This window comes from Micromonospora sp. RTGN7, assembly GCF_033804645.1.
GTDB lineage: Bacteria > Actinomycetota > Actinomycetes > Mycobacteriales > Micromonosporaceae > Micromonospora.
In genome coordinates this window covers 140219-163864 of record NZ_JAPZLF010000006.1, presented here as the reverse complement: position 1 = coordinate 163864, position 23646 = coordinate 140219, and the positions used below count along the sequence as shown (strand labels likewise).

Here is a 23646-nt window from a genome sequence, read left to right as displayed (position 1 = left end):
ATCGTCCGCCTGGCACCCGCCGACGTCACCCGAAGTGGTCAGGTGGATCCCCTCCGGCCCTGGCCCGCCCGGCCCTGGTTTTCCGCACAACCGAGGTTGGCATCACAACCGAGGTTGGCATCATCCGAACGGGCAGATACGGCCGTCGCGCGGCGGACGTCGGCGAGGGTCGTAGCCGAGGCGTGGAAGCTCACAGGGCCGCAGGTCTGCGCTGCCGCCCGCAGTCGAACTAAGCCGCGTATTCCCTGGTCAGGGCAGTGCGGCCGGGGCGGTTGATGAGCTTTTCTCAAGTATCGGCAACACTGCGGCCAACTAACGGCTTGATAACGGCACCTTCACGTAACGGGCCGGTAGGTGTCACAGTTGCAGCACCTCACCCCCGGTGTGCGGCACCCCGTACGGCCCACGACCACGACCTCCGCTGTTTGGCGGAGAGTTTGTGGCTGCGTCGCCTGCGTCGGGTCGCGCCTCGTCGGTGGGGAGCCCGGCGGATCGGAACATCAGGGGTGTCCCCAGCTTCCCTGTGAACCCGACGACCCCCATCCCGGGGTGGTCGGGCGGTGTCACCCCCAAGCGTGCGTGAAACCCACGACGAATCAGGCTTAGAAAGAGGAGGCCCCTCGGAATGAGAGTCTCGAAGCGGGCGACGAGCGCAATCGCGCTCAGCGCGGCTGCCGCGCTTGTCGCGAGCGGTTGCTCGACCGGTGACGGTGACGGCGACGCAGCCGCCAGCAAGGACGGCTCGATCGTTGTCCACGGCGTCCAGCCGGAGAACCCGCTGGTGCCGTCGAACACCACGGAGACCGGCGGTGGCAAGATCATCGACTGGCTGTGGACCGGCCTGGTCGAGTACCCGAACGACGGTGGGGCCCCGCGCAACGCGCTGGCGGAGTCCATCAACACCACGGACTCCAAGGTCTTCACGATCAAGATCAAGAAGGGTACCAAGTTCCACGACGGTACCGAGGTGAAGTCGAAGAACTTCGTCGACGCCTGGAACTGGGCTGCCTACTCGCCGAACGCGGCGCAGAACGGCACCTTCTTCTCGGACATCCAGGGCTTCTCGGACACCTACGCCTCGGACCCGGACGGCGAGGGCCCGCAGAAGGCTCCGGCGCCGAAGGCCGAGAAGATGTCCGGCCTGAAGGTCGTCGACGAGCAGACCTTCGAGGTCACGCTGGCGGCCCCGACGGCGGTCTTCCCGACCAAGCTCGGCTACAGCGCCTTCATGCCGCTGCCGGACGTGTTCTTCACCCAGAAGTCCGAGGAGTTCGGCAAGAAGCCGATCGGTAACGGGCCGGTGAAGCTTGTGTCATGGGAGGACAACGTCCTCATCAAGCTGACTCGCTTCGACGACTACAGCCTGAGCGACTCCATGAAGATCAAGGACGTCGACGTCAAGCTGTACCAGGACGAGAACGCCGCGTACAACGACGTGCTCGCCAACAACCTGGACTTCCTGGAGTCGATCCCCACCTCGGCGCTCGCCGGTGAGAAGTGGAAGAAGGACCTCGGCGAGCGGGGCATCTCGACGACCACGCCGACGACCGCGTTCATCGCGTTCCCGATCTACGACAAGCGCTACCAGAACGCGAAGCTGCGTCGTGCCGTATCGCTGTCGATCAACCGGCAGGAGATCTCTGACAAGATCTTCTTCGGTACCCGCAAGCCGGCCGACAGCTGGGCGAACCCGCTGACCCCGGGTGCCAAGGCGGGTAACTGCACCGCCTGCAAGTTCGACACGACGGAGGCCAAGCGGCTCCTGACCGAGGCCGGTGGCTTCACGGGTGAGATGGTCTTCTACTACAACGCCGACTCCAGCCACAAGGACTGGATGGACGCGGTTGCGCAGCAGGTCAAGACCAACCTGGGCATCAACGCTCGGGCCGAGGGCGTCCCGACCTTCGCGGTCTTCCGCCAGAACATCAACGCGCACAAGATGACCGGCCCGTACCGTGCCGCCTGGCAGCAGGACTACCCGGACGTGGAGAACTGGATCAACCCGCTCTTCGTGACGGGCGGCTCCTCGAACGACGGCCTCTACACCAACCCGCAGGTCGACGACCTGGCCAAGCAGGCCGGCGCCGCGCCGAGCCTGGAGGCCTCGCACGAGCTGTTCGCCAAGGCGGTCGAGCTTGTCGACCAGGACGTCCCGACCATCCCGGTCTACTTCTACGGTCAGCAGTCCGGCCACTCGGAGAAGATCAAGAAGCTTGAGCTGAACAACGTCGGCGAACTCGACATCACCTCGGTCGAGCTCTGATCCGAACGGTCTGACCCCGGGTCGGGCGCGCCGAATCCGGTGAGCCCGACCCGGGGCCGTTCCGCGAGTGGGTGTCACCACACTCCGCTCGCCAGGTTGTCACCCCGTGTCGGCCGTCCGACGCGCCCCCTGTCTGGAGGACCACCCCATGGGCCGTTATCTGTTGAGACGGCTGCTCCAACTCGTGCCGGTCTTCATCGGTACGACGTTCCTGATCTACTGGCTCGTCTGGGCTGTTCCTGGCGACCCGTTCGCCGGCAAGTGCGGCGAGCGCCGCTGTCCGGATCAGTACATCGCCGTCATGACCGAGAAGTACCACCTGGACGAGAACGTCTTCGTGCAGTACGGGAACTACATGAAGAACCTGCTCCAGGGCGACTTCGGCACCACGTTCTCGCAGCGCGAGATCAGTGACATCATCCTGACGTCGTACCCGAACACCCTGAAGCTGGCCGTGGTGGCGCTCGCCATCGAGGCCGTGATCGGCCTCGGTGCCGGCGTGCTGACCGGTCTGCGGCGCAACGGCTTCCTGGACAACCTGGTCCTGGTCTCCTCCCTCTTCCTGATCGCGCTGCCGGTCTTCGTCGTCGGCTTCGTGCTTCAGTGGCTGCTGGGCGTCCAGTGGGGCATCATCAAGCCGACCGTCTCCTCCGAGATGCGGTTCTCCGAGCTGATCGTGCCGGGCTTCGTGCTCGGCAGCGCGTCGGTGGCGTACATCGCCCGGCTGGCGCGAACGAGCATCGCGGAGAACCGTCGCGCCGACTACGTGCGTACCGCCATCGCCAAGGGCCTTCCGATGCGTCGGGTGGTGGGCGTGCACCTGCTGCGTAACTCGCTCATCCCGGTGGTCACCCTGCTCGGCACCGACCTCGGCGCCCTGATGGGCGGCGCGATCGTCACCGAGGGCATCTTCGGCATCAACGGAATCGGCCGCCAGGTCCTCCGCGCGATCGTCACCAAAGAGAGCGCTACCGTGGTAGGGATCGTGGTCGTCCTCGTGCTGGTCTATCTCGTGATGAACCTGCTGGTTGACCTGCTCTACGCCGCCCTTGACCCGAGGATCCGCTATGAGTGACCCGAGCGCCGCATCGATCGTCAGCACGCCTGCCGCCCAGCCCACCGATGTCGTCGCCCCCACCGGGACGGGCCTGCCGCAGAGCAACGAGAAGCCGCGTGGCCTGCTGGATGACGCCTGGCGGGATCTGCGGCGCAAGCCGTTGTTCTGGCTCTCGGCCACGCTGATCGTGATCTACCTGCTGATGGCGGCCTTCCCGGGGCTGTTCGCTCCGGGCGACGCGGTGAACGGCTCGCTGTCGCGCAGCCTGATCAAACCGGGCGCGGACGGCTGGTTCGGGTACGACCTGCTGGGTCGGGACGTGTACGCCCGGGTCATCTACGGCGCGCGGGCCTCCATCGTGGTGGCCGTGCTCTCCGTGATCGGCACCCTGCTGGTCGGCGGCACCATGGGCATCATCGCCGGCTACCTCGGTGGCTGGGTGGACGGTCTGCTGAGCCGGATCGCCGACGTCTTCTTCGGTCTGCCCTTCGTGCTCGGCGCGATCGTCATCCTGACCACGTTCAACGGCCCGGGCAGCGGCAACAGCAAGGCCAAGATCATGGGCCTGGTGATTACTTCCCTGATCGTCCTGAGCTGGCCGGTCGTGATGCGGCTGATGCGTTCCGCGGTGCTGGCCACCAAGGAGGCCGACTACATCGTCGCGGCCCGCGCGCTGGGTGCCGGCACCGGCCGGATCATCCTCAAACACCTGCTGCCGAACTGCCTGGCCCCGCTGCTGGTCTACGGCACGATCATGGTCGGTTCGTTCATCGGCGCCGAGGCGACCCTGTCGTTCCTGGGCGTCGGACTGAGGTCACCGGTGGTGTCCTGGGGCATCATGATCAACGACGGACAGCAGTTCCTCCGGGTCGCGCCGGGGTTGGTGTTCTTCCCCGCCGCGTTCCTCGTCACCGCAGTGCTGAGCTTCGTGATGCTCGGCGAGGCGGTCCGCGAGGCCCTCGATCCGAAACTCCGCTAGGGGAGATCCAGTTGTCCGACATTCTCGTGTCAGAGCAGTCCGCGCCGGGAACCGGCGACTCCGGACGTCCCTCCGGCCGGCTGCTCGAGGTCGAAGACCTGCGGGTGGAGTTCCGTACCCGGGACGGCGTCGCCAAGGTCATCAACGGGGTCACGTATCACGTCGACGCGGGAGAGACCCTCGCCGTGCTCGGCGAGTCCGGCTCTGGTAAGAGCGTCACGGCGCAGACCATCATGGGCATCCTCGACACCCCGCCCGGCTTCGTCACCGGCGGGCAGGTCCGCTTCCACGGCAAGGACATGCTCCGCATGTCCAACGAGGAGCGTCGCCGCATCCGCGGTGAGGGCATGGCGATGATCTTCCAGGACGCGCTCTCCGCGCTGAACCCGGTCTTCACCGTCGGGTTCCAGATCGCCGAGCAGTTCCGGGTTCGGCGAGGCATGGGTCGCGCCGACGCCAAGAAGCGTGCGATCGAGATGCTCGACCAGGTCAAGATCCCGAATGCCAAGGGCCGGTTCAGCAACTATCCGCACCAGTTCTCCGGCGGTATGCGGCAGCGGGCGATGATCGCGATGTCGCTGGCGCTCGACCCGGAGGTGCTGATCGCGGACGAGCCGACCACCGCGCTCGACGTGACCGTGCAGGCCCAGATCATGGACCTGCTCGCCGAGCTTCAGCGTGAGCGGCAGATGGGCATGATCCTGATCACCCACGACCTCGGCGTGGTCGCCGACGTCGCGGACCGGATCGCCGTCATGTACGCGGGCCGGATCGTCGAGGAAGCCGACGTGTACGACTTGTACGCCAAGCCGGCGCACCCGTACACGATGGGCCTGATCGACTCCATTCCGCGGCTGACCGAGAAGGGGCAGCAGCTCCGGACGATCAAGGGCCTCCCGCCGAACCTGATGAACATCCCGCCGGGCTGCCCGTTCAACCCGCGCTGCCCCAAGGTCCAGCCGGTGTGCCGGGAGAAGGTCCCGCCGCTGCTGCAGGTGGGCCACGCCCGGGCCAGCGCCTGCCACTTCGCCGAGGAGCTGGTGAACCGTGACTGAGAACATTATCGAGGTCCGTGACCTGGTCAAGCACTACCCCGTCACCAAGGGTGTGGTGTTCAAGAAGACCGTCGGTCAGGTCAAGGCGGTCGACGGGGTCTCGTTCGGTCTACGTGCCGGCGAGACGCTCGGCGTGGTCGGCGAGTCCGGCTGCGGCAAGTCGACCCTCGCCCGGGTGCTGATGAACCTGGAGAAGCCGACCGCCGGCAACGTGGTCTACAAGGGCCAGGACATCTCCAAGCTCTCCGGTGGGGCGCTGCGGCGACTCCGCCGGCAGATCCAGCTGGTGATGCAGGACCCGTACACCTCTTTGAACCCTCGGATGACCGTCGGCGACCTGCTCGGTGAGCCGTTCGAGATCCACCCGGAGGTGGCGCCGAAGGGTAGCCGTCGGGACAAGGTCAGGGAGTTGCTCGACCTGGTCGGGCTCAACCCGGAGCACATCAACCGGTATCCGCACCAGTTCTCCGGCGGTCAGCGCCAGCGCATCGGCATCGCCCGGGCGCTCGCGCTGCGGCCCGAGGTGATCGTCTGCGACGAGCCGGTGTCGGCGCTGGACGTCTCCATCCAGGCTCAGGTGATGAACCTGCTGGAGAAGCTCCAGGGCGAGTTCGGCCTGTCGTACGTCTTCATCGCCCACGATCTGTCGGTGGTCCGCCACCTCTCGGACCGGGTCGCGGTGATGTACCTCGGCAAGATCGTGGAGATCGGCACCGAGGACGAGATCTACGAGCGGCCGACCCACCCGTACACCCAGGCTCTGCTCTCGGCGGTGCCGGTGCCGGACCCGACCCAGCGGAACAACAAGACGATCATCCGGCTCACCGGTGACGTCCCGTCGCCGATCAGCCCGCCCTCGGGCTGCCGGTTCCGCACCCGGTGCTGGAAGGCGCAGGACCTCTGTGCCGAGCAGGTCCCGCTGCTGGAGCTCCGCTCCGGCTCGGACCACCTGAGCGCCTGCCACTTCGCGGAGAAGCGCGAAATCGTCCCCACCCACCAGGCCTGACCCCCCGACCTCACCCCACCCCACCCCACCCCGTGAGTGCGCAAATACACGGAAAGAGTGGCCTTGCGGTCGCGCAGAGGCACTCTTTCCGTGTATTTGCGTGCGGAGAGGGTGGGTGGGTGGGGTTATAGGGGGCCGCGGCCGGCTCGTAGGAGGAGTAGGGCGAGTTGGGTGCCGTCTGCGCCGAGGGCCTCACGGAACCGTTCCAGGATGTCGCGCTCGCGGCTGAGTACCAGCCTGGTGCCGCCGGAGGCCATCCGCGTCACCCCCACCTCCTGGGAGAGCGTCGCCCGCTCGTGCCACAGCTCGATGAGCGTGCGGTCGATCTCGTCGATGCGTTCCCTGATGGCGACGATCCGCGCGCCGGCGGCGGAGTCCTCCGTGCCGGTCCGGGCCCCGCCGACGGTTTCGGCCGTCGGTTCCGTCCCGCCGTCACCGGCCGGGCGGGCACCGCCCTCGTGTTCGTCGCTCGACCGGGACCGCGCCACACCGCTGCTCTGCTCCACCACGTCTGTCATCATCGCCGTACCCCTCGGAGATCGGGCCCGGTGCCCGGATCCCGGGACCGAAAAGCCCCGGGCTCGGCGAGCCCGGGGCTTTTCGTAGGTCTGATCTGATCAGGCGCGACCCACGGCTGCCGGACTTCCGGTGCCGTAGTAAAAGTAGAAGCGCTGACCGAACATGTCGTCGAGTATGCCGACCTGTCGGCCCGCTCCGCAAGGATTTCGCGCCGAATCCACCCGCTTTCGGATCAGCCGAGGCGGGTGATGCGGTCGGCGGTGCCCGGGGCGACCGGGGCTCCCGCGCTCAGGTACGACACCAGGGCGTCGACGTCGAAGCCGGGGGCGGTGGTGCGGCCGGTTCCGCCGGCCAGTTCGGTAAAGCTGTCGCCGCCGTTGGCCAGGAAGTCGTTCGTGGTGACCCGGTAGCTGGCCGCCGGGTCGACCGGGGTGCCGTTCAGGGCCAGCGCGCTCACCCGGGAGCCCGCCGGGGCGGTGCTGTCGTACGAGTAGGTCAGCCCGGCGGAGACCTGGAGGATCCGCTGGCTGGTCTGCCCGTTGAAGCCCGGGAACTGTTGTTCCAGCACGTTCTTCAGCTGGGCCCCGGTGAAGGTCTGGGTGACCACCAGGTTGTTGAACGGCTGCACGCTGAACGTCTCGCCGTAGGTCACCTCGCCCGGTGCCTCGCCGCCGGTCGACGCCCCGTACGACAGGGAGGCCCGGACGCCGCCCGGGTTCATCAGCGCGATCTGCGCCCCCTCACCCTGGGTGTACGCCAGTTGCGCGTCGGCGATCACGTCGCCGAGCGGACTCTCGCCGTTGGGCCGGACGTCCCGGACGATGTCCGCGCTGATCCTCCCGACCACCCGGTTGGCGATCGGGGCGACCGCCGCGCGGTACTTGTCGGCCAGCGCCTTCGCGCGCGCGTCGACCAGCGCGGGGTTACGCACGAAGACGCCGGGGGTGCTCTGCTGCCAGGTTCCGTCGGCATTGCGGACGCCGTTCTCGACGACCACGTTGCGGGCGGTGATCCCGGTGAACCGCCCGGAGCGGCGGTCCAGCGAGTAGTCCACGTCCGTGATCAGCTGGCCGTTGGTGCCGGCGCTGGTGACCACGCTCTGCTGGCCGGCCGAGTTCGGCAGCGAGCAGGAGTAGAAGCGGTGGGTGTGGCCGGAGACGACTAGGCCGAACTCCGGTCGCAGGCCGCGCACGATGTCCACGATCGGGCCGGAGAAGTTGGCGCAGTCGGAGACGCCCGGGGTGCTCGGCGGCGGCGACTGCGCGCCGCCCTCATGCACCAGCAGCACCATCGCCTTGACGCCGAAGAGCTTGAGCAGCCCGCCCCACTTGTTGGCGGTCTCCACCTCGTCGGCGAAGGTGACCGAGGTGATGCCGGCGGGGTTGACGATGCCCGGGGTGCCCTCCAGGGTGACCCCGACGAAGCCGACCGGCACGCCGCCGACGAGCTTGACGTCGACCGGGGGCAGGATCGGCAGGCCGGTCTTCTTGTTGATCGTGTTGGCCGCGAGGTAGTTGAACTTCGCGCCGGCGAAGCCGTCGCCGTCGGCGCAGCCGTCCACCGGGTGGCAGCCGCCCTTGTTGAGCCGGAGCAGCTCGTTGACGCCCTCGTCGAACTCGTGGTTGCCGACCGAGCTCACCTGGAGCCCGATCTCGTCCATCAGCTCGATCGTCGGCTCGTCGTGGAACGCGGCGCTGACCAGTGGCGACGCGCCGACCAGGTCGCCGGCGCCGACGGTGGTGCTGGTCCGACCCTCGGCCTTGGCCTCGGTGCGGAGCTTCTTCAGCCAGGTGGCCAGGTATTCCACCCCACCGGCGGGGGTGCCGTTGACGGCGGCGCCGCTGCCGGTCGGCGGGTCGATGGCACCGTGGAAGTCGTTGTAGCTGAGGAAGTTGCCCTTGACCTCGCCGCCGAGCGGCGTGGCGTAGGAGACCGAGACCGGGGCGAGGGCCGCCGGGGGGTCGGCGGCCGGGGCCGGCGCGGGCCGTGTGGCGGCCGGCAGCGTGGCGACGACGGCCAGTGCGAGGGCCGGCGCGGCGAGGTGACGCAGCACCGCCCGACCGCGCGAGCGCGGTTGACTCATGGTGTGTCTCCCAAATCGTGTACGGGGGAGGATCCGGGGTTTCCCGGCCATCGTCGTTTATCCGGGACGGACGCGCCAGAGCCGGTCGGATGACGGCTTGGTCTCTTCGGGCTGTACGCCGGGGCCCGAAGGCGGTGGCGGGCGGGGCAGTGAGTCGGGAAGTGTCCGACCGGCGGCATAGACTCGCCCTGCGATGCAGCCTCTCTTCGACATCCCCGTGTCCCCGCCCGATCCCGAGCCCGCGTCGGCCCCGCCGCGCCGCGCCGGCCCACCGGTCCGACTCGACCCGCAGCAGCTGGTGGAGGGCCTGAACGGGCCCCAGCGCGATGCCGTCACCCATTCCGGCTCGCCGCTGCTGATCGTGGCCGGTGCCGGCTCCGGCAAGACCCGGGTGCTCACCCATCGGATCGCGTACCTGCTCGCCGCCCGGGACGTGCACCCCGGCGAGATCATCGCGATCACCTTCACCAACAAGGCCGCTGGCGAGATGAAGGAGCGGGTGACCCACCTGGTCGGCCCGCGTGCCCGGCTGATGTGGGTGTCGACGTTCCACTCGGCCTGTGTGCGGATCCTGCGGGCCGAGCACGAGCACGCCGGCCTGAAGTCGACCTTCTCGATCTACGACGCCGACGACTCTCGCCGGCTGATGCAGCTCGTCGCCCGCGAGCTGGACCTCGACCCGAAGCGCTATCCGGCGCGTGGGTTGGCCGCCCAGGTCTCCAACCTGAAGAACGAGCTGGTCGACCCGGAGGAGTTCGCCGGCCGGGCCAACGGCCCCAATGAGCGGGCGCTCGCCGAGGCGTACACGCTCTACCAGCGGCGGCTGCGCGAGGCGCACGCGCTGGACTTCGACGACCTGATCATGACGACGGTGCACCTGCTCCAGTCGCATCCGCACGTCGCGGAGAGCTACCGCCGCCGCTTCCGGCACGTCCTGGTGGACGAGTACCAGGACACCAACCGCGCCCAGTACACGCTGATCAAGGAGCTGGTCTCCGGCACCGAGGGGCTCGAGCCGGCCGAGCTCTGCGTGGTGGGCGACGCCGACCAGTCGATCTACGCGTTCCGGGGCGCGACGATCCGCAACATCCTGGAGTTCGAGCGGGACTTCACCGACGCCCGGACGATCCTGCTGGAGCAGAACTACCGCTCCACCCAGACCATCCTCAACGCCGCCAACGCGGTGATCGACCGGAACACCTCCCGCAAGCCCAAGCGGCTGTGGAGCGACGCCGGGGCTGGCGAGCAGATCGTCGGGTACGTCGCGGACGCCGAGCACGCCGAGGCGGACTGGGTGGGTCGGGAGATCGACCGGCTGGTCGACGACGGTGACACCCGCCCCGGCGACGTCGCGGTCTTCTACCGCACCAACGCCCAGTCCCGGGTCTTCGAGGAGGTGTTCATCCGGGTCGGCCTGCCGTACAAGGTGGTCGGCGGGGTGCGCTTCTACGAGCGCAAGGAGGTCCGCGACGCGCTGGCCTACCTGCGCGCGGTGGTCAACGACGACGACATCGTCAGCCTGCGCCGGGTCCTCAACACCCCCCGCCGGGGCATCGGCGACCGGGCCGAGGCGTGCGTCGAGGCGCTCTCCGGCCGGGACCGGATCTCCTTCGGTGCCGCGCTGCGCCGGGCCAGGGAGGCGCCGGGCATATCCAGCCGGGCGGCCAACGGCATCGCCGACTTCGTCGCCTTGCTCGACGGGGCGCGGGAGCTGGCCGCGACCGGCACCCCGGAGGAGGTCCTGGAGGCCGTGCTCACCCGCTCCGGTTACCTCGCCGAGTTGGAGGAGAGCCTCGATCCGCAGGACGCCGGCCGGGTCGACAACCTCCAGGAGTTGGTCAGCGTCGCCCGGGAGTACACCGAGCGGATCGAGGCGCTGGGCGCCGAGGGGGAGCGGGCCACCCTGGCCGGCTTCCTGGAGCAGGTGGCGCTGGTCGCCGACGCCGACCAGATCCCTGAGCAGCCCGGCTCGGCACCGGGCGGCACCGAGGCCGACGACGCGGAGCCGCACCCGGGCGTGGTCACCCTGATGACCCTGCACACCGCCAAGGGCCTGGAGTTCCCGGTGGTGTTCCTGACCGGGCTGGAGGACGGCGTCTTCCCGCACCTGCGCTCCCTCGGCGACACCCGGGAGCTGGAAGAGGAGCGCCGGCTGGCGTACGTGGGCATCACCCGGGCCCGTCAGCGGCTCTACCTGTCCCGCGCGGTGACCCGCTCGGCATGGGGGCAGCCGGCCTACAACCCACCGTCGCGGTTCCTGGAGGAGCTGCCGCCGGAGCTGGTGCGCTGGGAGCGCACCGAGGGGACGTACACCGCGTGGGGTGGCGGTGGCGGTGGCGTCGGGGGCCGTGCGGACCGGCCGGGCGGCTTCGCCGGGGGCACGCCCAAGGCGGCGCAGCTGGCCAAGCGTCTCGGCGTGGACGGCAGCCGGCTGGCCACGGCCAGCGAGTTGCCCCAGGGGCCCAAGGTGGCGGCCGGGGACCGGGTCAACCACCAGCGGTACGGCCTGGGCCGGGTGGTCGCCGTGGAGGGGCACGGCCCGGGGGCGCGTGCGCAGATCGACTTCGGCGACCAGACGATGTGGCTGGTGCTGCGGCACGCCCCGATCGACAAGCTCTGACCCGGCGGCGGCCCGGCCCGGCGTGTGCTGCCGGGCCGGGCCGTCGTTGTTGCGCGTACGTCCCCGCGACGGGGCCGGCCGGCGCGGTCCTGGCGGCCGTCGGTTCTCGTTGATCTTGTCGGACTCGCGTCGTTTGACCTGGGCATGCTGGTGGTTTCTCAGCGGTTTGTCGTCTGGTTGTTCTCAGCGGTTTATCGTTTTCTTGATGACCTTGGGCTCGGGTGCGGCGCGACGCCGCTGCGGTGGGCGTAGCCGAGGCATCCCCGTCCGGCTGGTGGCGGCGCCGTGGGATCGGGGTGCACTGCCAGCGCATAATTCGGTCGGATGTCGTGGGGTCTTGATTGACTGGGCCAATGCGGATCGAGGAACTTGAGGGGATCGCGGCGGCGTTGGGTAGCAAGGTCGTAACGACATCCGTGTTGGCGGGCGGTTTCTCTCACGAGACTTGCCTGCTCACGCTTGCTGACCGTCGGGTCGTTGCCCGGTTCGGGGGAACGGACCCGGCGGTTGAGGCGGGGGTCATGGATCTCGCCCGCCGGTATGTGCCGGTTCCGGATGTCTTGTTGGTCAAGCGTGCCGGAGACGGGCGAGTGCGACCCGCGATGGTCATTGAGTTCGTGGAGGGTGTCGCGCTGAGCGAGATGCTTGCTGGAGGCGCTCTTGGCCGGCCCGAAGCGGGCGAACTGGGCGCTGAGGTCGGAAGGGTCGTCGGGCGAGTCGCTGCTGCGGCGTTCGACCGACGAGGTTTCTTCGTGGACGGGAATCTCACCGTCAAGGAGGAGCGCCCCTGGTCGCAGCAGTTGGTGGCGGTCGCCGAGGGTTGTATGGCTGCGGTTCCCGACAGCCGGCTCGACGGCGAGACGCGTCGTGCTTGGGTGAAGTTGTGCGCGGCTCACGCGACGGCGCTGGAAGGCATTGACGGTCAGGCTCGGCTGGTGCATGCCGACATCAACCCGAAGAACATCCTGGTCTCTCGGGTGGGCGGCGGTTGGCGAGTGGATGCGCTGCTCGACTGGGAGTTCAGTTATTCCGGTTGCCCGTATGGCGATGCTGCGAACATGGCCCGGTTTGGCGCTGACTATCCCGCCGGGTTCTTGGATGGCTTCCAGGCGGGCTTCGCTGAGCAGCAGCCCGCAGACCTGCCGCTGGTGCAGAACTGGACCTATGTGGGGCGGGTCCTGGACATGTTCGCATTGAGTGACCTGCTGACTCGCCCTGTGGGGCACGCCGTTGCTGACCAAGCCGCCGAGCAGGTCCGGCGTTGGGTTGGGCATGGCGTACCGGACTGATGTTCCCCGGGTTCGATGGAGCTGGTTTGCGAGTATGAGAGAGTCCGACCGATTTCCCTGTCCGTGGCATGAAACCAACCACGACGACTCCACAAACCCGGGGAACATCAGACATCTTCAACGAGAACCTACAGCGGCCGTCGCCGTCAGCAGGCCACGTCGATGCCCCGGGCGCGCAGGAACGGCGCCGGGTCGATCTGGTTCCACATGGCGCCCTGGTGCACCTCGAAGTGCAGGTGCGGGCCGGTGGAGTCGCCGGTGGAGCCCTCGTAGCCGATGACCTGGCCGACCTTCACCTTGTCGCCCTCGCCGACCGTGGTGCGGCTCTGGTGGGCGTAGTGGGTCAGGTAGCCGTTGCCGTGGTCGACGAAGACGGAGATGCCGTACCCGTCGCCGACGTCGCCGGCCTTGACCACGGTGCCTGCGGCGGCGACGTGGATCGGGGTGCCGGCGGGGAGGGCGAAGTCGATCCCGGCGTGCAGGGTGCCCCACCGCTGGCCGTAGCAGGAGGTGATTTCGGCGCCCGCCATCGGGATGACCCAGGACGGCGCGGGCTTGCTGGCCTTCTTCGCTGTGATCTTCAGTTGGGGCTTGGGCTTGGCGGTCGCCTTCCTCGTCGGGGTGGGACTCGCGCTCCTCGGGGTGGGACTCGCGCTCGACGGGCTGGGCGATGCGGTGGTGGGACTGGCGGCCGGGGCGGCCGGGCTTCCCGACTCGCGCACGGAGCGGTCGGCACGGGCGTCGGCTTCGGCGCGGGCCCGGGCGTCGATCGCCACGGCGGCCGGGGTCGACTCGTCGTCACCGCCGGTCGTGGCGACGGCGACGCCGGCGAGGCCGAGCCCGAGCAGAGCCACCGCACCGATGACCAGGGCCCGCCCGCCGCGTCGGTGGCGGGCCGGGACGGCGGGGTTGCTCTCGTTGCGGCTGTTCACTTCCTGCACGGCGGAACCTTTACGTCTTCGAGGGGCAGGGACCTCGAAATCTTGGTGTTTGCGCCGGTGGGCCGGCGGGAGGGGGCGGGCAGCCGCGTCGCGGTACGGCCGCCTCCGGCGCGTTGTGTCCACTCTTCGGCGGTTGCGTCCGGATAAGTGATCATGGCCCTTGTGTCGCCGGTCACATCTCTTCCTGTGATCCAGGAGACATTCGGCCGCAGCACCGGGACAAAGAACCGCCCGGATCGGCTGATCCGGGCGGTCAATGGGCGATACGCAGTGTCAGGGTGTGGCTACGTCGCTGTAAAATGCCTCGACTTGCAGCTTGATGTCCACTCCGCGGTCCTGGAGGTAAGGCACCGGGTCCTTCGGGTCCCCGTTGACATGGAGCTCCAGGTGCAGGTGCGAGCCGTAGGAGTGGCCGGTGTTGCCGACCAGGCCGAGCTGGTCGCCGGCCTTCACCTGCTGCCCCTCCTTGACGCTCACCAGGGAGGAGTGGCCGTAGATGGCCTCGCTGCCGTCGGTGTGCTTGACCATCACCGCGTAGCCGTAGCCGCCGAACCAGCCGGCCTTGGTGACGGTGCCCGCGTGGATGGCGACGAAGGGGGTGCCCTCCGGGGCGACCAGGTCGACGCCGGTGTGCAGCTTGCCCAGGTGCATGCCGTAGGGCGCGTTGAAGTCGTAGCCCTGAAGGGGCAGGAGCCAGACGTCCTGCTCGGTCGAGCCCTTCGTCTCCGTCCGGCCGTCCCGCGAGGCCCGGTCGGCGGAATCCGCGCGGCCGGCGACGTCCTGGCTGGTGATCGAGGCCTGCTTGAGCTCGTCGAGGACCGACGGGCTGACGGTCTTGGCGTCCGGCAGTGCGGCCGCGCCGAGCGCGACCATGCCCGCACCGACGAACGCGGTGGTGACGACGGCGGCGTAACGGCTGCGCGGGGGGGTGGGCACGCGGCGGCGGCCGCGATATCGATCGGGCTCAGACGACAGGCGCTGGCGCACGCACACCCTCCGTTGTCGGGGTTCCGAAGCGGTCGGCCGGCGTTCGTGAAGCGGTGTTGAACGTCGGCTGGCCGCGTCGTCACCCGTCCGTGGACCTGATGACAACCGTGGCAACGGTAGCCAACCGCCACGCCAGTCACAAGCCAGACCGAATAATTGGCGTGTCGATCTGTCCGGTTGTGCCCCTTATTGTGGGGTCCCGTCACTCTGGCGGGTGGCCTCGTCACTGCCTTTTCGTCGCAGATCGTGATCGCCGTCACCGATGTCCGACCCTGGCTGGTCACTCTTGCGGTGCTAGGGCTCTCAGGGCTCACGGAGGCTGGGTCGGCCCCCTCCGCTCCGCTGTGCGGACGCCCGGATTCCCCGGCGGCGGCCGGTCGGGTTACCGTTCGTTCAGGTGACAGTCGTAGCGCCTCGAAAGGTGTCCGCTGATGAGCTCTCGTATCCGGGTCGTCGTCGCGAAGCCGGGCCTCGACGGCCACGACCGTGGGGCCAAGGTCGTCGCCCGCGCCCTGCGGGACGCCGGCATGGAGGTCATCTACACCGGCCTGCACCAGACGCCGGAGCAGATCGTGGAGACCGCCATCCAGGAGGACGCCGACGCCGTCGGGCTCTCGGTGCTGTCCGGGGCGCACATGACGCTGTTCAAGCGGGTCATCGAGCTGCTCGGAGATCGCGACGCGCGGGACATCGTCGTCTTCGGCGGCGGCATCATCCCGGCCGCTGACATCCCGGAGCTGGAGCAGCTCGGCGTCGCGAAGATCTTCACCCCGGGAGCGACCACCCAGTCGATCGTGGAGTGGGTCCGGTCCAACGTCGCCCAGCCGGTGGGCTGACCCGAGGCGACCCTCCCCCGGACACGGGGGAGGGGCCGGACGCACCCCTCACACGTCCGGCCCCTCTATGCACGATGCCCCGCCGCCACCCCTCGACCGACAGGGCATCGGCCGTCTCCCGCCGTCGCGCTGAGCAGCGCTCCGACATCTGACTCAACGAGGCCCTGACCAGGGGGTTACGCGGCTCGGCGAACATCATCGGCGGGCACCTCCGGCCTCGCCGCCGGCCCCGCCCCGCGCCGACCGCTGGCCGGTTGCCCCGCTGCCCCGCTGCCGGCCGGTCGGTCCGTTGCCCGGACCCCTCGGGCGGATGATGCCACCGGGGTCGCCGGGCTGGTTGTGGATTAGGGCACACCGTGCACCCGCTCGGTTGCCGGCCGTGCCGACCTCGCTAGGCTGCGCCCAATGGCCTGTTACAACTGATGACAGGCGTCAAACTCTTTTCACACGCTGGCGGCGGCGCGATGGCGCGCCGCGGAGACGGGACGGGACGCGCAATCGTGGACCTGTACGAGTACCAGGGGCGGGACCTGTTCGAGCGGCACGGCTTGCCCGTGCTCGCCGGCGGCGTCGCCAACACCCCGGAGGAGGCCCGCGCGATCGCCGAACGCCTCGGCGGTCGGGTGGTCGTCAAGGCACAGGTGAAGGTCGGTGGCCGGGGCAAGGCGGGCGGCGTCAAGCTGGCCGAGGGCACGGATGAGACGGTGGCCCGCGCCACCGACATCCTCGGCATGGACATCAAGGGTCACACGGTCCACAAGGTCATGATCACGGTGACCGCGGACGTGGCCGAGGAGTACTACTTCTCGTACCTGCTCGACCGGGCGAACCGCACCTTCCTCTGCATCGCCAGCGTCGCCGGCGGGATGGACATCGAGCAGGTCGCCGCCGATACCCCGGACAAGGTCGTCAAGGCCCCGATCGACGCCGTCAAGGGCGTGGACGAGGCCAAGGCGCGTGAGATCGTCACCGCCGCGAACTTCCCCGCCGAGGTCGCCGACCAGGTCGTCGAGGTCGCCGTCGGGCTCTGGCAGGCGTTCGTCGCCGAGGATGCCACGCTGGTCGAGGTGAACCCGCTGGCGACGACCGGCGACGGCAAGCTGCTGCTGCTCGACGCCAAGGTGACCCTGGACGAGAACGCCGGCTTCCGGCACCCCGACCACGAGGCGCTGGTCGACCAGGCTGCGGTGGACCCGCTGGAGCAGGCCGCCAAGGAGAAGGACCTCAACTACGTCAAGCTCGACGGCGAGGTCGGCATCATCGGCAACGGTGCGGGTCTGGTCATGTCGACCCTCGACGTGGTCGCGTACGCGGGGGAGCGGCACGGCGGCGTCAAGCCGGCCAACTTCCTCGACATCGGCGGCGGTGCCAGCGCCGCGGTAATGGCGAACGGGCTGGAGATCGTCCTGTCCGACCCGTCGGTGCGCAGCATCTTCGTCAATGTGTTCGGCGGCATCACCGCCTGCGACGAGGTCGCCAACGGCATCGTCCAGGCACTGGCCCTGCTGGAGCAGCGCGGCGAGAAGGTCACCAAGCCGCTCGTCGTCCGCCTCGACGGCAACAACGCCGAGGCCGGCCGGGCGATCCTGGACGGCGCGAAGAACCCGCTCGTGCAGCGGGTCGACACCATGGACGGCGCGGCCGAGCGGGCCGCCGAGCTGGCGGCTGCGGGGGTCTGAACATGGCAATCTGGCTGACCAAGGACTCGAAGGTCATCGTGCAAGGGATGACCGGTTCCGAGGGTTCCAAGCACACCCGGCGAATGCTCGCCGCCGGCACCAACGTGGTGGGCGGCACCAACCCGCGCAAGGCGGGCCAGAGCGTGGACTTCGACGGCACCGCGCTGCCGGTCTTCGCGACCGTCGCCGACGCGATGGCGCAGACCGGGGCCGACGTCACAGTCATCTTCGTTCCGCCGCAGTTCACCAAGGCCGCCGTGATCGAGGCGATCGACGCCGAGATCGGCCTGGCCGTGGTGATCACCGAGGGCGTGCCGGTGCACGACACCGCCGTGTTCTGGGCGCACAACGTGGCCAAGGGGGAGCGGACCCGGGTCGTCGGGCCGAACTGCCCGGGCATCGCCTCGCCGGGCGCCTCCAACGCCGGCATCATCCCGGCCGACATCACCGGCTCCGGCCGGATCGGCCTGGTCAGCAAGAGCGGCACGCTGACCTACCAGATGATGTACGAGCTGCGCGACATCGGCTTCTCGACCTGTGTCGGCATCGGCGGCGACCCGATCATCGGGACGACCCACATCGACGCCCTGGCCGCCTTCGAGGCCGACCCGGAGACCGACGCGATCGTGATGATCGGCGAGATCGGTGGGGACGCCGAGGAGCGCGCCGCCGAGTTCATCAAGGCGAACGTGACCAAGCCGGTGGTCGGCTACATCGCCGGCTTCACCGCGCCCCCGGGCAAGACCATGGGCCACGCCGGCGCGATCATCTCCGGCTCGGCGGGCACCGCCGAGGGCAAGAAGGAGGCGCTGGAGGCCGTCGGTGTGAAGGTCGGCAAGACCCCGACCGAGACCGCCAAGCTGATGCGGGAGATTATGTCCGCCGGCTGATCGCCGAGAGACGCGCCGAGGGGGTCGACCGGATGGTCGGCCCCCTCGCGTCGTCAGGTCAGTCGTTGTTCCAGAACGGGTAGTTGCCGCTCGCCCGCAAGATGGCGCTGCCGATTATGTTGATCACACCCAGCGCGATGGCGACGTAGCCGAGCACCGGCGACTGGCCGTATCGTTTGGCGTCCCGGATCGACAGATACCCGAAGACGATCCCGAGGATGCCACAGCAGATCAGGCCGAGGACGATGCCGAGCACACCCCACAGCGTGGTGCGGTCCCGACCACCGGCGGGCGGCGGCGGTGGATACGGAGCGTTCACGGCTTCCTCCGAGCGGTCTCCGGCCGCGACGGGAAATTCGCGCCCTGGGCCGAGGCTAGACCGGATCGGGGACGGTAAGTCGGTGGATCACGGAACTTCCCGCCGCTCGAGGGCGGTATCGGACTGCCCGCGACGACGCGGCATGCCAGAGTAGAGCCGATGTCCTCCGTCACCCCTGACCAGCCCCGCCGTCCGGCCGCCGGGGTCGGCGCCGACGGCCGGCCCACCGGCCGCTCCGGAGGCTCCCGGGTGCCCGCGCCCCGGGCCGGGGAGACCCGCCGTGGCAGGGCCCCCCTCGCGGTCGCCGCCGGGGTCGCCGCCACCGGGGCCGCGCTCACGTCGTACCTGCCGGTCGTGCTGGTGCTCGGGCTCGTCCAGCTCAGCGAGGAAGCCGGCTCCGTCTCCGGGGCGCTGCGCGCCGGGCTGGCCGGCTGGCTGCTCGGCCACGGCGTCCCGCTGGACACCGACGCCGGGCCGTTCGGCCTGGCCCCGCTGGCGCTGGCCGTGCTGGCCGTCTGGCGGCTGATCCGGGCCGGCGTGCACACCAGCCGGGCGATCGGGGCCCGCGGTCGGCGCTCCCCCCGCCAGGCGCTCACTGCCGCCGGCGCGGTCGGCGTCGGGTACGGGCTGCTCGGCACGCTCGCCGCGGTGCTGACCGGCCTCGGCGGGTCGGCGGTGTCCCCGGTCCGCGCCGGGGTGACCTTCGCGCTCTTCGGCGCGCTCGCGGCCCTGGCCGGCGCGGCCCGGACCACCGGCGTGGCCGGCCTGCTCGTCGACCGGGCGCCCCCACGGCTACGCAACGGGGTGCGCACCGGCCTGGTCGCCGGGCTGCTGCTGCTCGGGGCGGGGGCCGGGGCGGCCGGGCTGGCGATCGCCACCGGTGGCGGGGACGCCGCGGACATGATCGGGGCGTACCACACCGGGGTTACCGGGCAGGCCGGGATCACGCTGCTCAGCCTCGCCTATGCGCCGAACGCCACGGTCTGGTCCGCCAGTTACCTGCTCGGCCCCGGATTCGCCGTCGGCATCGACACCGCCGTACGCACCAGCGAGGTCTCCGTGGGCGCGCTGCCAGCCGTACCGTTGCTGGCCGGCCTGCCCAGCGGGCCGGTCGATGATGTCGGGGCGGGCCTGCTCGCGATTCCGGTCCTGGCCGGGATGGCGGCCGGTTGCCTGCTCGCCCGGCGGCTGCTGCGGCTGGCCGCGCAGGACCGCGCGGAGGTGACCTGGCCGGCGCTGCTGGTCCCGGCGGCCCTCGCGGGCCCGGTAGCCGGGCTGCTGCTCGGGGCGCTCGCGGCGGCCTCCGGCGGGCCGCTCGGCGGGGGCCGGCTGGCCGAGATCGGCCCGGTGTCGTGGCAGGTGGCCGGCGCGGCCACGGCGGTGATTGGTGTCGGCGCCCTGCTCGGCGCCGCCGCCACCCGCTCCCTGGGGAAAGGAAGGGCACCCTCTTAACGCCTGCGGTAGAGAAGGGTTCCCCTCGCACCGCTCCTGGGCGGGGGAGGCGTGGGCTCCGGAGGTGCCGCGGGGGGGGCCCCGGGGCCCCCGGGGCCCCCCGCCGGGGGCGCCCCCCCCGCGGGGGGGGGGGGGGGGGGGTGGGCTCGGGGGGGGCGGGGGGGGGCCGCGGGGCGCCGGGGGCGCCCCTCGGCGGTGCCGCCGACTCAGGTGGTCGGCAGGCTGACGTTCGCCACGAAGCTGAGGATGAGCAGCAGGATGCCGATCCCGACGCCCACCGCACCGCAGATCAGGCCGGTCTTGGCCTGGCCGTCGTTGCTGGCCAGGCCCTGGTTCGCCTTCTGCCGGCCGAGGTAGCCGGTGACCACCGCGCCGATGCCGACCGGGATGCCCAGGTACAGGCAGCAGACCAGCGGGATCGACGCGATGCCGAGGATCATCGACACCAGGCCGAGGGTGTTCTGCTGGCCCTGCGCCTGCGGGTAGCCGGCGTTCGGGTAGCTCGGCGCCGCCCCGTAGGGCTGCTGGGCGTACGGGTCCTGCTGGCCGTAGGGCTGGCCCGAGGTGGGCTGGCCGTAGGGCTGGCCGGAGGTGGGCTGTTGGCCGTAGGGCGCCGGCGGCTGCTGGCCGTACGGGTCCTGCTGGCCGTAGGGCTGGCCCGAGGTGGGCTGGCCGTAGGGCTGACCCGAGGTGGGCTGCTGGCCGTAGGGCGCCGGCGGCTGCTGGCCGTACGGGTCCTGGCCGTAGGGCTGACCCGAGGTGGGCTGCTGCCCGTAGGGTGCCTGCGGCGGCGAGGCGTACGGGTCGTTCTGCGGCGGCTGATTCGGGTCATGGGGCTGCTGACCGTACGGGTCCTGACCGGGCTGCATGGGCTTGGCGCTCCTTGGCTGAGGGTGCTGTCACTAGCTGGTGGTGCTGGTCTCCGCACCCATGATCCCGGCAAGACCCCCCAGCGCGCAGCACACGATGGCGATCACGTACCAGGCGATGCCGACGATCAGGGCCCACTTGGACCACTTCTTCGACTCGGCCGCGGCCGCCTGAGCCCCCGCGTAGTCACCCTGCTGGATGAGCGGGTTGACCTTCGAGGCGTTGATGATGGCGGGGATGGCCAGCGGCCAGAAGAGGAAGATGGCCACGATGGACATCGTCATGTTGTTATTGATCTGTTGCGGGTGGGGGGCCTGGTAACCGGGCTGCATCGCGACTGCTCCTCAATCCATCGACACAACGGATGTGTCGGGTCACTGACGGGTGCGGTGCCGGGCTTGCGCCGGGCACCGAGCGACCGGCAGCGTACAGGGTGGCTGTGACAGTGGAGGTCCTCAAACCGTCGTGGTCCGGATCCCGGTCTCCCCGCCCGGCGGCGGTCCCTACCTGCCTGCCCACACGGGGGCAGCCCCACCCTGCCCGATAGGGTGGCGGCGTGACCGAGCCCGCGTCCGTCGCCCGCATCGTCGTCCTCGTCTCCGGCTCCGGCAGCAATCTTCAGGCGTTGCTCGACGCCGCCGCCGACCCGGCGTACGGGGCCCGGGTGGTCGCCGTCGGCGCCGACCGGAAGGGCATCACCGGCCTGGACCGGGCCGCCGCCGCCGGGGTGGCGACCTTCGTCGAGCGGGTCGCCGACCACCCGACCCGGGCGGACTGGGACGCGGCGCTCACCGCGCAGGTTGCCGCGCACCGCCCCGACCTGGTGATCTCCGCAGGCTTCCTCAAGCTGGTCGGCCCGGACTTCCTCGCCGCCTTCGGCGACCGCTACCTCAACACACACAACACCCTGCTGCCGGCGTTCCCCGGCATCCACGGTCCCCGGGACGCCCTCGCCTACGGCGTGAAGGTCACCGGGGCCACGCTCTTCTTCGTCGACGCCGGGATGGACACCGGCCCGATCGTCGCCCAGGTCGCCGTGCCGGTGCTGGACGGCGACGACGAGGAGACGCTCACCGAGCGCATCAAGGAAGCCGAGCGCCGCCAGCTCGTCGAGCAGGTCGGTCGCCTGGTCCGCGAAGGCTGGACGATCACCGGAAGAAAGGTCACGGTTCCGTGAGTTCCCCTGAGGTCGAGCGCCGCCCCATCCGGCGGGCGCTGGTCAGCGTCTACGACAAGAGCGGCCTGGTCGAGTTGGCTCGTGCCCTGCACGCGGCCGGTGTGGAGATCGTCTCGACCGGCAGCACCGCCTCGACCATCGCCGGCGCCGGGGTGCCGGTGACCCCGGTGGAGTCGGTGACCGGGTTCCCCGAGATCCTCGACGGCCGGGTGAAGACCCTGCACCCGTCGATCCACGGCGGCCTCCTGGCCGACCTGCGCAGGGACTCGCACGCCGCCCAGCTCGACGAGCACGGCATCGCGGGGATCGACCTGCTGGTCTCCAACCTCTACCCGTTCCAGGCCACGGTCGCCTCCGGCGCCGGCGTCGAGGAGTGCGTGGAGCAGATCGACATCGGCGGCCCGGCCATGGTCCGCGCCGCCGCGAAGAACCACGCCGTCGTCGCCGTCGTCACCGACCCGGCCGCGTACCCGGCCCTGCTGGCGGCCCTCGGCGAGGGCGGGTTCACGCCGACGCAGCGCCGGGCGCTGGCGGCCCGCGCGTTCGCCGCCATCGCCGAGTACGACGTGGCCGTCGCCGAGTGGTGTGCCGTCACCCTGGCCCCGGATGCCGGGGGCTGGCCGGAGTTCGCCGGGCTGTCCCTGCGCCGTGGGCAGGTGCTGCGTTACGGCGAGAACCCGCATCAGGCTGCCGCCCTCTACACCGACCCGAGCAGCCCGGCCGGCCTGGCCCAGGCCGAGCAGCTGCACGGCAAGGAGATGTCGTACAACAACTACGTCGACGCGGACGCCGCGTGGCGGGCGGCGAACGACTTCGCCGACCAGCCGGCCGTGGCGATCATCAAGCACGCCAACCCGTGCGGGATCGCGGTCGGCGGTGACGTCGCCGAGGCGCACCGCAGGGCGCACGCCTGCGACCCGGTGTCCGCGTACGGCGGGGTCATCGCGGTCAACCGGCCCGTCTCCGTGGAGCTGGCCCGGCAGGTCGCCGACATCTTCACCGAGGTGCTGGTGGCGCCGGAGTTCGAGCCCGGCGCGGTGGAGGTCCTCCAGGGCAAGAAGAACATCCGGCTGCTGCGTGCCCCCGCGTACGCCCCGCTGCCGGCGGAGTGGCGGCAGGTCACCGGCGGCGTCCTGGTGCAGCTGGCCGACCGGATCGACGCCGACGGCGACGACCCGGCCAACTGGCGGCTGGCCACCGGCGAGGCGGCCGACGAGGCCACCCTGCGCGACCTGGCGTTCGCCTGGCGGGCGGTACGCGCGGTGAAGAGCAACGCGATCCTGCTGGCCAGGGACGGGGCCACCGTCGGGGTCGGGATGGGCCAGGTCAACCGGGTCGACTCGGCGCAACTGGCGGTCACCCGGGCGGGCACGGAGCGGGCCGGCGGCTCGGTCTGCGCCTCGGACGCGTTCTTCCCGTTCGCCGACGGCCCGAAGATCCTCATCGACGCGGGGGTGAAGGCGATCGTCCAGCCCGGCGGCTCGATCCGCGACGAGGAGGTCGTCGCCGCCTGCAAGGAGGCCGGCGTGACGATGTACCTGACGGGCACCCGCCACTTCTTCCACTGACCGTCGCGCGCTCCGTGCCGCCGGGCCCACCCCGGCGGCACGGGGCGGACGCCGTT

At 70.2% G+C, this 23646-nt stretch carries 20 protein-coding genes; 13 read left to right on the top strand and 7 right to left on the bottom strand.

Features of this window, described 5'->3' with window-relative positions; all coding sequences use genetic code 11:
* Positions 1-625 precede the first annotated feature (625 nt).
* The 5 genes from SNR22_RS11135 to SNR22_RS11115 all read left to right on the top strand — a co-directional run bounded on the left by SNR22_RS11135 (position 626) and on the right by SNR22_RS11115 (position 6360).
* The gene (locus tag SNR22_RS11135) at positions 626-2263 is read left to right on the top strand and encodes an ABC transporter substrate-binding protein (protein ID WP_320066444.1); all 1638 of its coding nucleotides are present in this window, start codon (positions 626-628) and stop codon (positions 2261-2263) included.
* 148 nt (positions 2264-2411) lie between these two features.
* Positions 2412-3338, top strand: coding sequence for an ABC transporter permease (locus SNR22_RS11130; protein ID WP_320066443.1), 927 nt, complete (start codon positions 2412-2414; stop codon positions 3336-3338).
* A complete protein-coding gene (locus tag SNR22_RS11125; RefSeq protein ID WP_320066442.1) occupies positions 3331-4299 on the top strand; it encodes an ABC transporter permease in 969 nt (322 codons plus the stop codon). The genes SNR22_RS11130 and SNR22_RS11125 overlap by 8 nt, the downstream gene beginning before the upstream one ends.
* A 26-nt stretch (positions 4300-4325) precedes the next feature.
* Positions 4326-5354, top strand: a complete 1029-nt coding sequence (locus tag SNR22_RS11120) for an ABC transporter ATP-binding protein (protein WP_320066595.1) — start codon at positions 4326-4328, stop codon at positions 5352-5354.
* Complete coding sequence (locus SNR22_RS11115) at positions 5347-6360, top strand: dipeptide ABC transporter ATP-binding protein (RefSeq protein ID WP_320066441.1); 1014 nt, start codon at positions 5347-5349, stop codon at positions 6358-6360. Before SNR22_RS11120 ends, SNR22_RS11115 begins: the two co-directional genes overlap by 8 nt.
* Before the next feature lie 125 nt (positions 6361-6485).
* Here SNR22_RS11115 and SNR22_RS11110 read toward each other — a convergent pair whose 3' ends face one another.
* Both SNR22_RS11110 and SNR22_RS11105 read right to left on the bottom strand, forming a co-directional pair.
* Positions 6486-6881 carry a chorismate mutase gene (locus tag SNR22_RS11110; RefSeq protein WP_320066440.1) on the bottom strand — a complete coding sequence of 132 codons (396 nt, stop codon included), beginning with the start codon at positions 6879-6881 and terminating at the stop codon, positions 6486-6488.
* Positions 6882-7111: 230 nt separating this feature from the next.
* On the bottom strand, positions 7112-8962 hold the full coding sequence (locus SNR22_RS11105; protein ID WP_320066439.1) for a bifunctional metallophosphatase/5'-nucleotidase: 1851 nt from the start codon (positions 8960-8962) through the stop codon (positions 7112-7114).
* Between the two features lie 193 nt (positions 8963-9155).
* Between SNR22_RS11105 and pcrA the strand changes: the two genes are divergently transcribed.
* Positions 9156-11582, top strand: a complete 2427-nt coding sequence (pcrA, locus tag SNR22_RS11100; protein WP_320066438.1) for a DNA helicase PcrA — start codon at positions 9156-9158, stop codon at positions 11580-11582.
* A 353-nt stretch (positions 11583-11935) separates the two neighbouring features.
* Complete coding sequence (locus tag SNR22_RS11095; protein ID WP_320066437.1) at positions 11936-12871, top strand: phosphotransferase; 936 nt, start codon at positions 11936-11938, stop codon at positions 12869-12871.
* Positions 12872-13017: 146 nt separating this feature from the next.
* On the opposite strand, the gene SNR22_RS11090 is transcribed toward SNR22_RS11095, so the two are convergent.
* Together SNR22_RS11090 and SNR22_RS11085 are read right to left on the bottom strand one after the other, a co-directional pair.
* The gene (locus tag SNR22_RS11090) at positions 13018-13812 is read right to left on the bottom strand and encodes a M23 family metallopeptidase (protein WP_320066436.1); all 795 of its coding nucleotides are present in this window, start codon (positions 13810-13812) and stop codon (positions 13018-13020) included.
* Positions 13813-14085: 273 nt separating this feature from the next.
* Positions 14086-14799 carry a M23 family metallopeptidase gene (locus SNR22_RS11085; protein ID WP_320066435.1) on the bottom strand — a complete coding sequence of 238 codons (714 nt, stop codon included), beginning with the start codon at positions 14797-14799 and terminating at the stop codon, positions 14086-14088.
* A gap of 431 nt (positions 14800-15230) precedes the next feature.
* Here SNR22_RS11085 and SNR22_RS11080 point away from each other — a divergent pair, with 431 nt between their 5' ends.
* The 3 genes from SNR22_RS11080 to sucD all read left to right on the top strand — a co-directional run bounded on the left by SNR22_RS11080 (position 15231) and on the right by sucD (position 18204).
* Entirely contained in the window at positions 15231-15635 is a 405-nt protein-coding gene (locus SNR22_RS11080; RefSeq protein ID WP_320066434.1) for a cobalamin B12-binding domain-containing protein, read from the top strand.
* Between the two features lie 500 nt (positions 15636-16135).
* Positions 16136-17314 (top strand): ADP-forming succinate--CoA ligase subunit beta, encoded by a 1179-nt coding sequence (gene sucC / locus SNR22_RS11075; protein ID WP_320066433.1) that lies wholly within the window; start codon positions 16136-16138, stop codon positions 17312-17314.
* 2 nt (positions 17315-17316) lie between these two features.
* Entirely contained in the window at positions 17317-18204 is an 888-nt protein-coding gene (sucD, locus tag SNR22_RS11070) for a succinate--CoA ligase subunit alpha (RefSeq protein WP_320066432.1), read from the top strand.
* Positions 18205-18262: 58 nt separating this feature from the next.
* Here sucD and SNR22_RS11065 read toward each other — a convergent pair whose 3' ends face one another.
* Positions 18263-18523 (bottom strand): DUF4190 domain-containing protein, encoded by a 261-nt coding sequence (locus SNR22_RS11065; protein WP_320066431.1) that lies wholly within the window; start codon positions 18521-18523, stop codon positions 18263-18265.
* Between the two features lie 159 nt (positions 18524-18682).
* On the opposite strand from SNR22_RS11065, the gene SNR22_RS11060 reads away from it, so the two are divergent.
* Positions 18683-19975: a DUF6350 family protein gene (locus SNR22_RS11060; RefSeq protein WP_320066430.1), complete on the top strand. Its 1293-nt coding sequence runs from the start codon at positions 18683-18685 to the stop codon at positions 19973-19975.
* A 206-nt stretch (positions 19976-20181) separates the two neighbouring features.
* Here the strand turns inward: SNR22_RS11060 and SNR22_RS11055 are convergent, their stop codons facing one another.
* The gene (locus tag SNR22_RS11055; RefSeq protein ID WP_320066429.1) at positions 20182-20844 is read right to left on the bottom strand and encodes a hypothetical protein; all 663 of its coding nucleotides are present in this window, start codon (positions 20842-20844) and stop codon (positions 20182-20184) included.
* 33 nt (positions 20845-20877) lie between these two features.
* Positions 20878-21177, bottom strand: coding sequence for a CD225/dispanin family protein (locus tag SNR22_RS11050; RefSeq protein WP_320066428.1), 300 nt, complete (start codon positions 21175-21177; stop codon positions 20878-20880).
* 224 nt (positions 21178-21401) lie between these two features.
* Between SNR22_RS11050 and purN the strand changes: the two genes are divergently transcribed.
* Positions 21402-22022, top strand: coding sequence for a phosphoribosylglycinamide formyltransferase (purN, locus tag SNR22_RS11045; protein WP_320066427.1), 621 nt, complete (start codon positions 21402-21404; stop codon positions 22020-22022).
* Positions 22019-23590: a bifunctional phosphoribosylaminoimidazolecarboxamide formyltransferase/IMP cyclohydrolase gene (purH, locus tag SNR22_RS11040; RefSeq protein WP_320066426.1), complete on the top strand. Its 1572-nt coding sequence runs from the start codon at positions 22019-22021 to the stop codon at positions 23588-23590. The genes purN and purH overlap by 4 nt, the downstream gene beginning before the upstream one ends.
* Positions 23591-23646 lie beyond the last annotated feature (56 nt).

Excerpts from the sequence above, each read along its gene's own strand:
- sucD (WP_320066432.1), top strand. The coding sequence starts at position 17,317 with ATGGCAATCTGGCTGACCAAGGACTCGAAGGTCATCGTGCAAGGGATG.
- SNR22_RS11055 (WP_320066429.1), bottom strand. The coding sequence starts at position 20,844 with ATGCAGCCCGGTCAGGACCCGTACGGTCAGCAGCCCCATGACCCGAAT.
- SNR22_RS11130 (WP_320066443.1), top strand. The coding sequence starts at position 2,412 with ATGGGCCGTTATCTGTTGAGACGGCTGCTCCAACTCGTGCCGGTCTTC.
- SNR22_RS11110 (WP_320066440.1), bottom strand. The coding sequence starts at position 6,881 with ATGATGACAGACGTGGTGGAGCAGAGCAGCGGTGTGGCGCGGTCCCGG.
- SNR22_RS11060 (WP_320066430.1), top strand. The coding sequence starts at position 18,683 with ATGTCCTCCGTCACCCCTGACCAGCCCCGCCGTCCGGCCGCCGGGGTC.
- pcrA (WP_320066438.1), top strand. The coding sequence starts at position 9,156 with ATGCAGCCTCTCTTCGACATCCCCGTGTCCCCGCCCGATCCCGAGCCC.
- SNR22_RS11135 (WP_320066444.1), top strand. The coding sequence starts at position 626 with ATGAGAGTCTCGAAGCGGGCGACGAGCGCAATCGCGCTCAGCGCGGCT.
- SNR22_RS11050 (WP_320066428.1), bottom strand. The coding sequence starts at position 21,177 with ATGCAGCCCGGTTACCAGGCCCCCCACCCGCAACAGATCAATAACAAC.
- SNR22_RS11080 (WP_320066434.1), top strand. The coding sequence starts at position 15,231 with ATGAGCTCTCGTATCCGGGTCGTCGTCGCGAAGCCGGGCCTCGACGGC.
- SNR22_RS11095 (WP_320066437.1), top strand. The coding sequence starts at position 11,936 with ATGCGGATCGAGGAACTTGAGGGGATCGCGGCGGCGTTGGGTAGCAAG.
- SNR22_RS11105 (WP_320066439.1), bottom strand. The coding sequence starts at position 8,962 with ATGAGTCAACCGCGCTCGCGCGGTCGGGCGGTGCTGCGTCACCTCGCC.
- SNR22_RS11125 (WP_320066442.1), top strand. The coding sequence starts at position 3,331 with ATGAGTGACCCGAGCGCCGCATCGATCGTCAGCACGCCTGCCGCCCAG.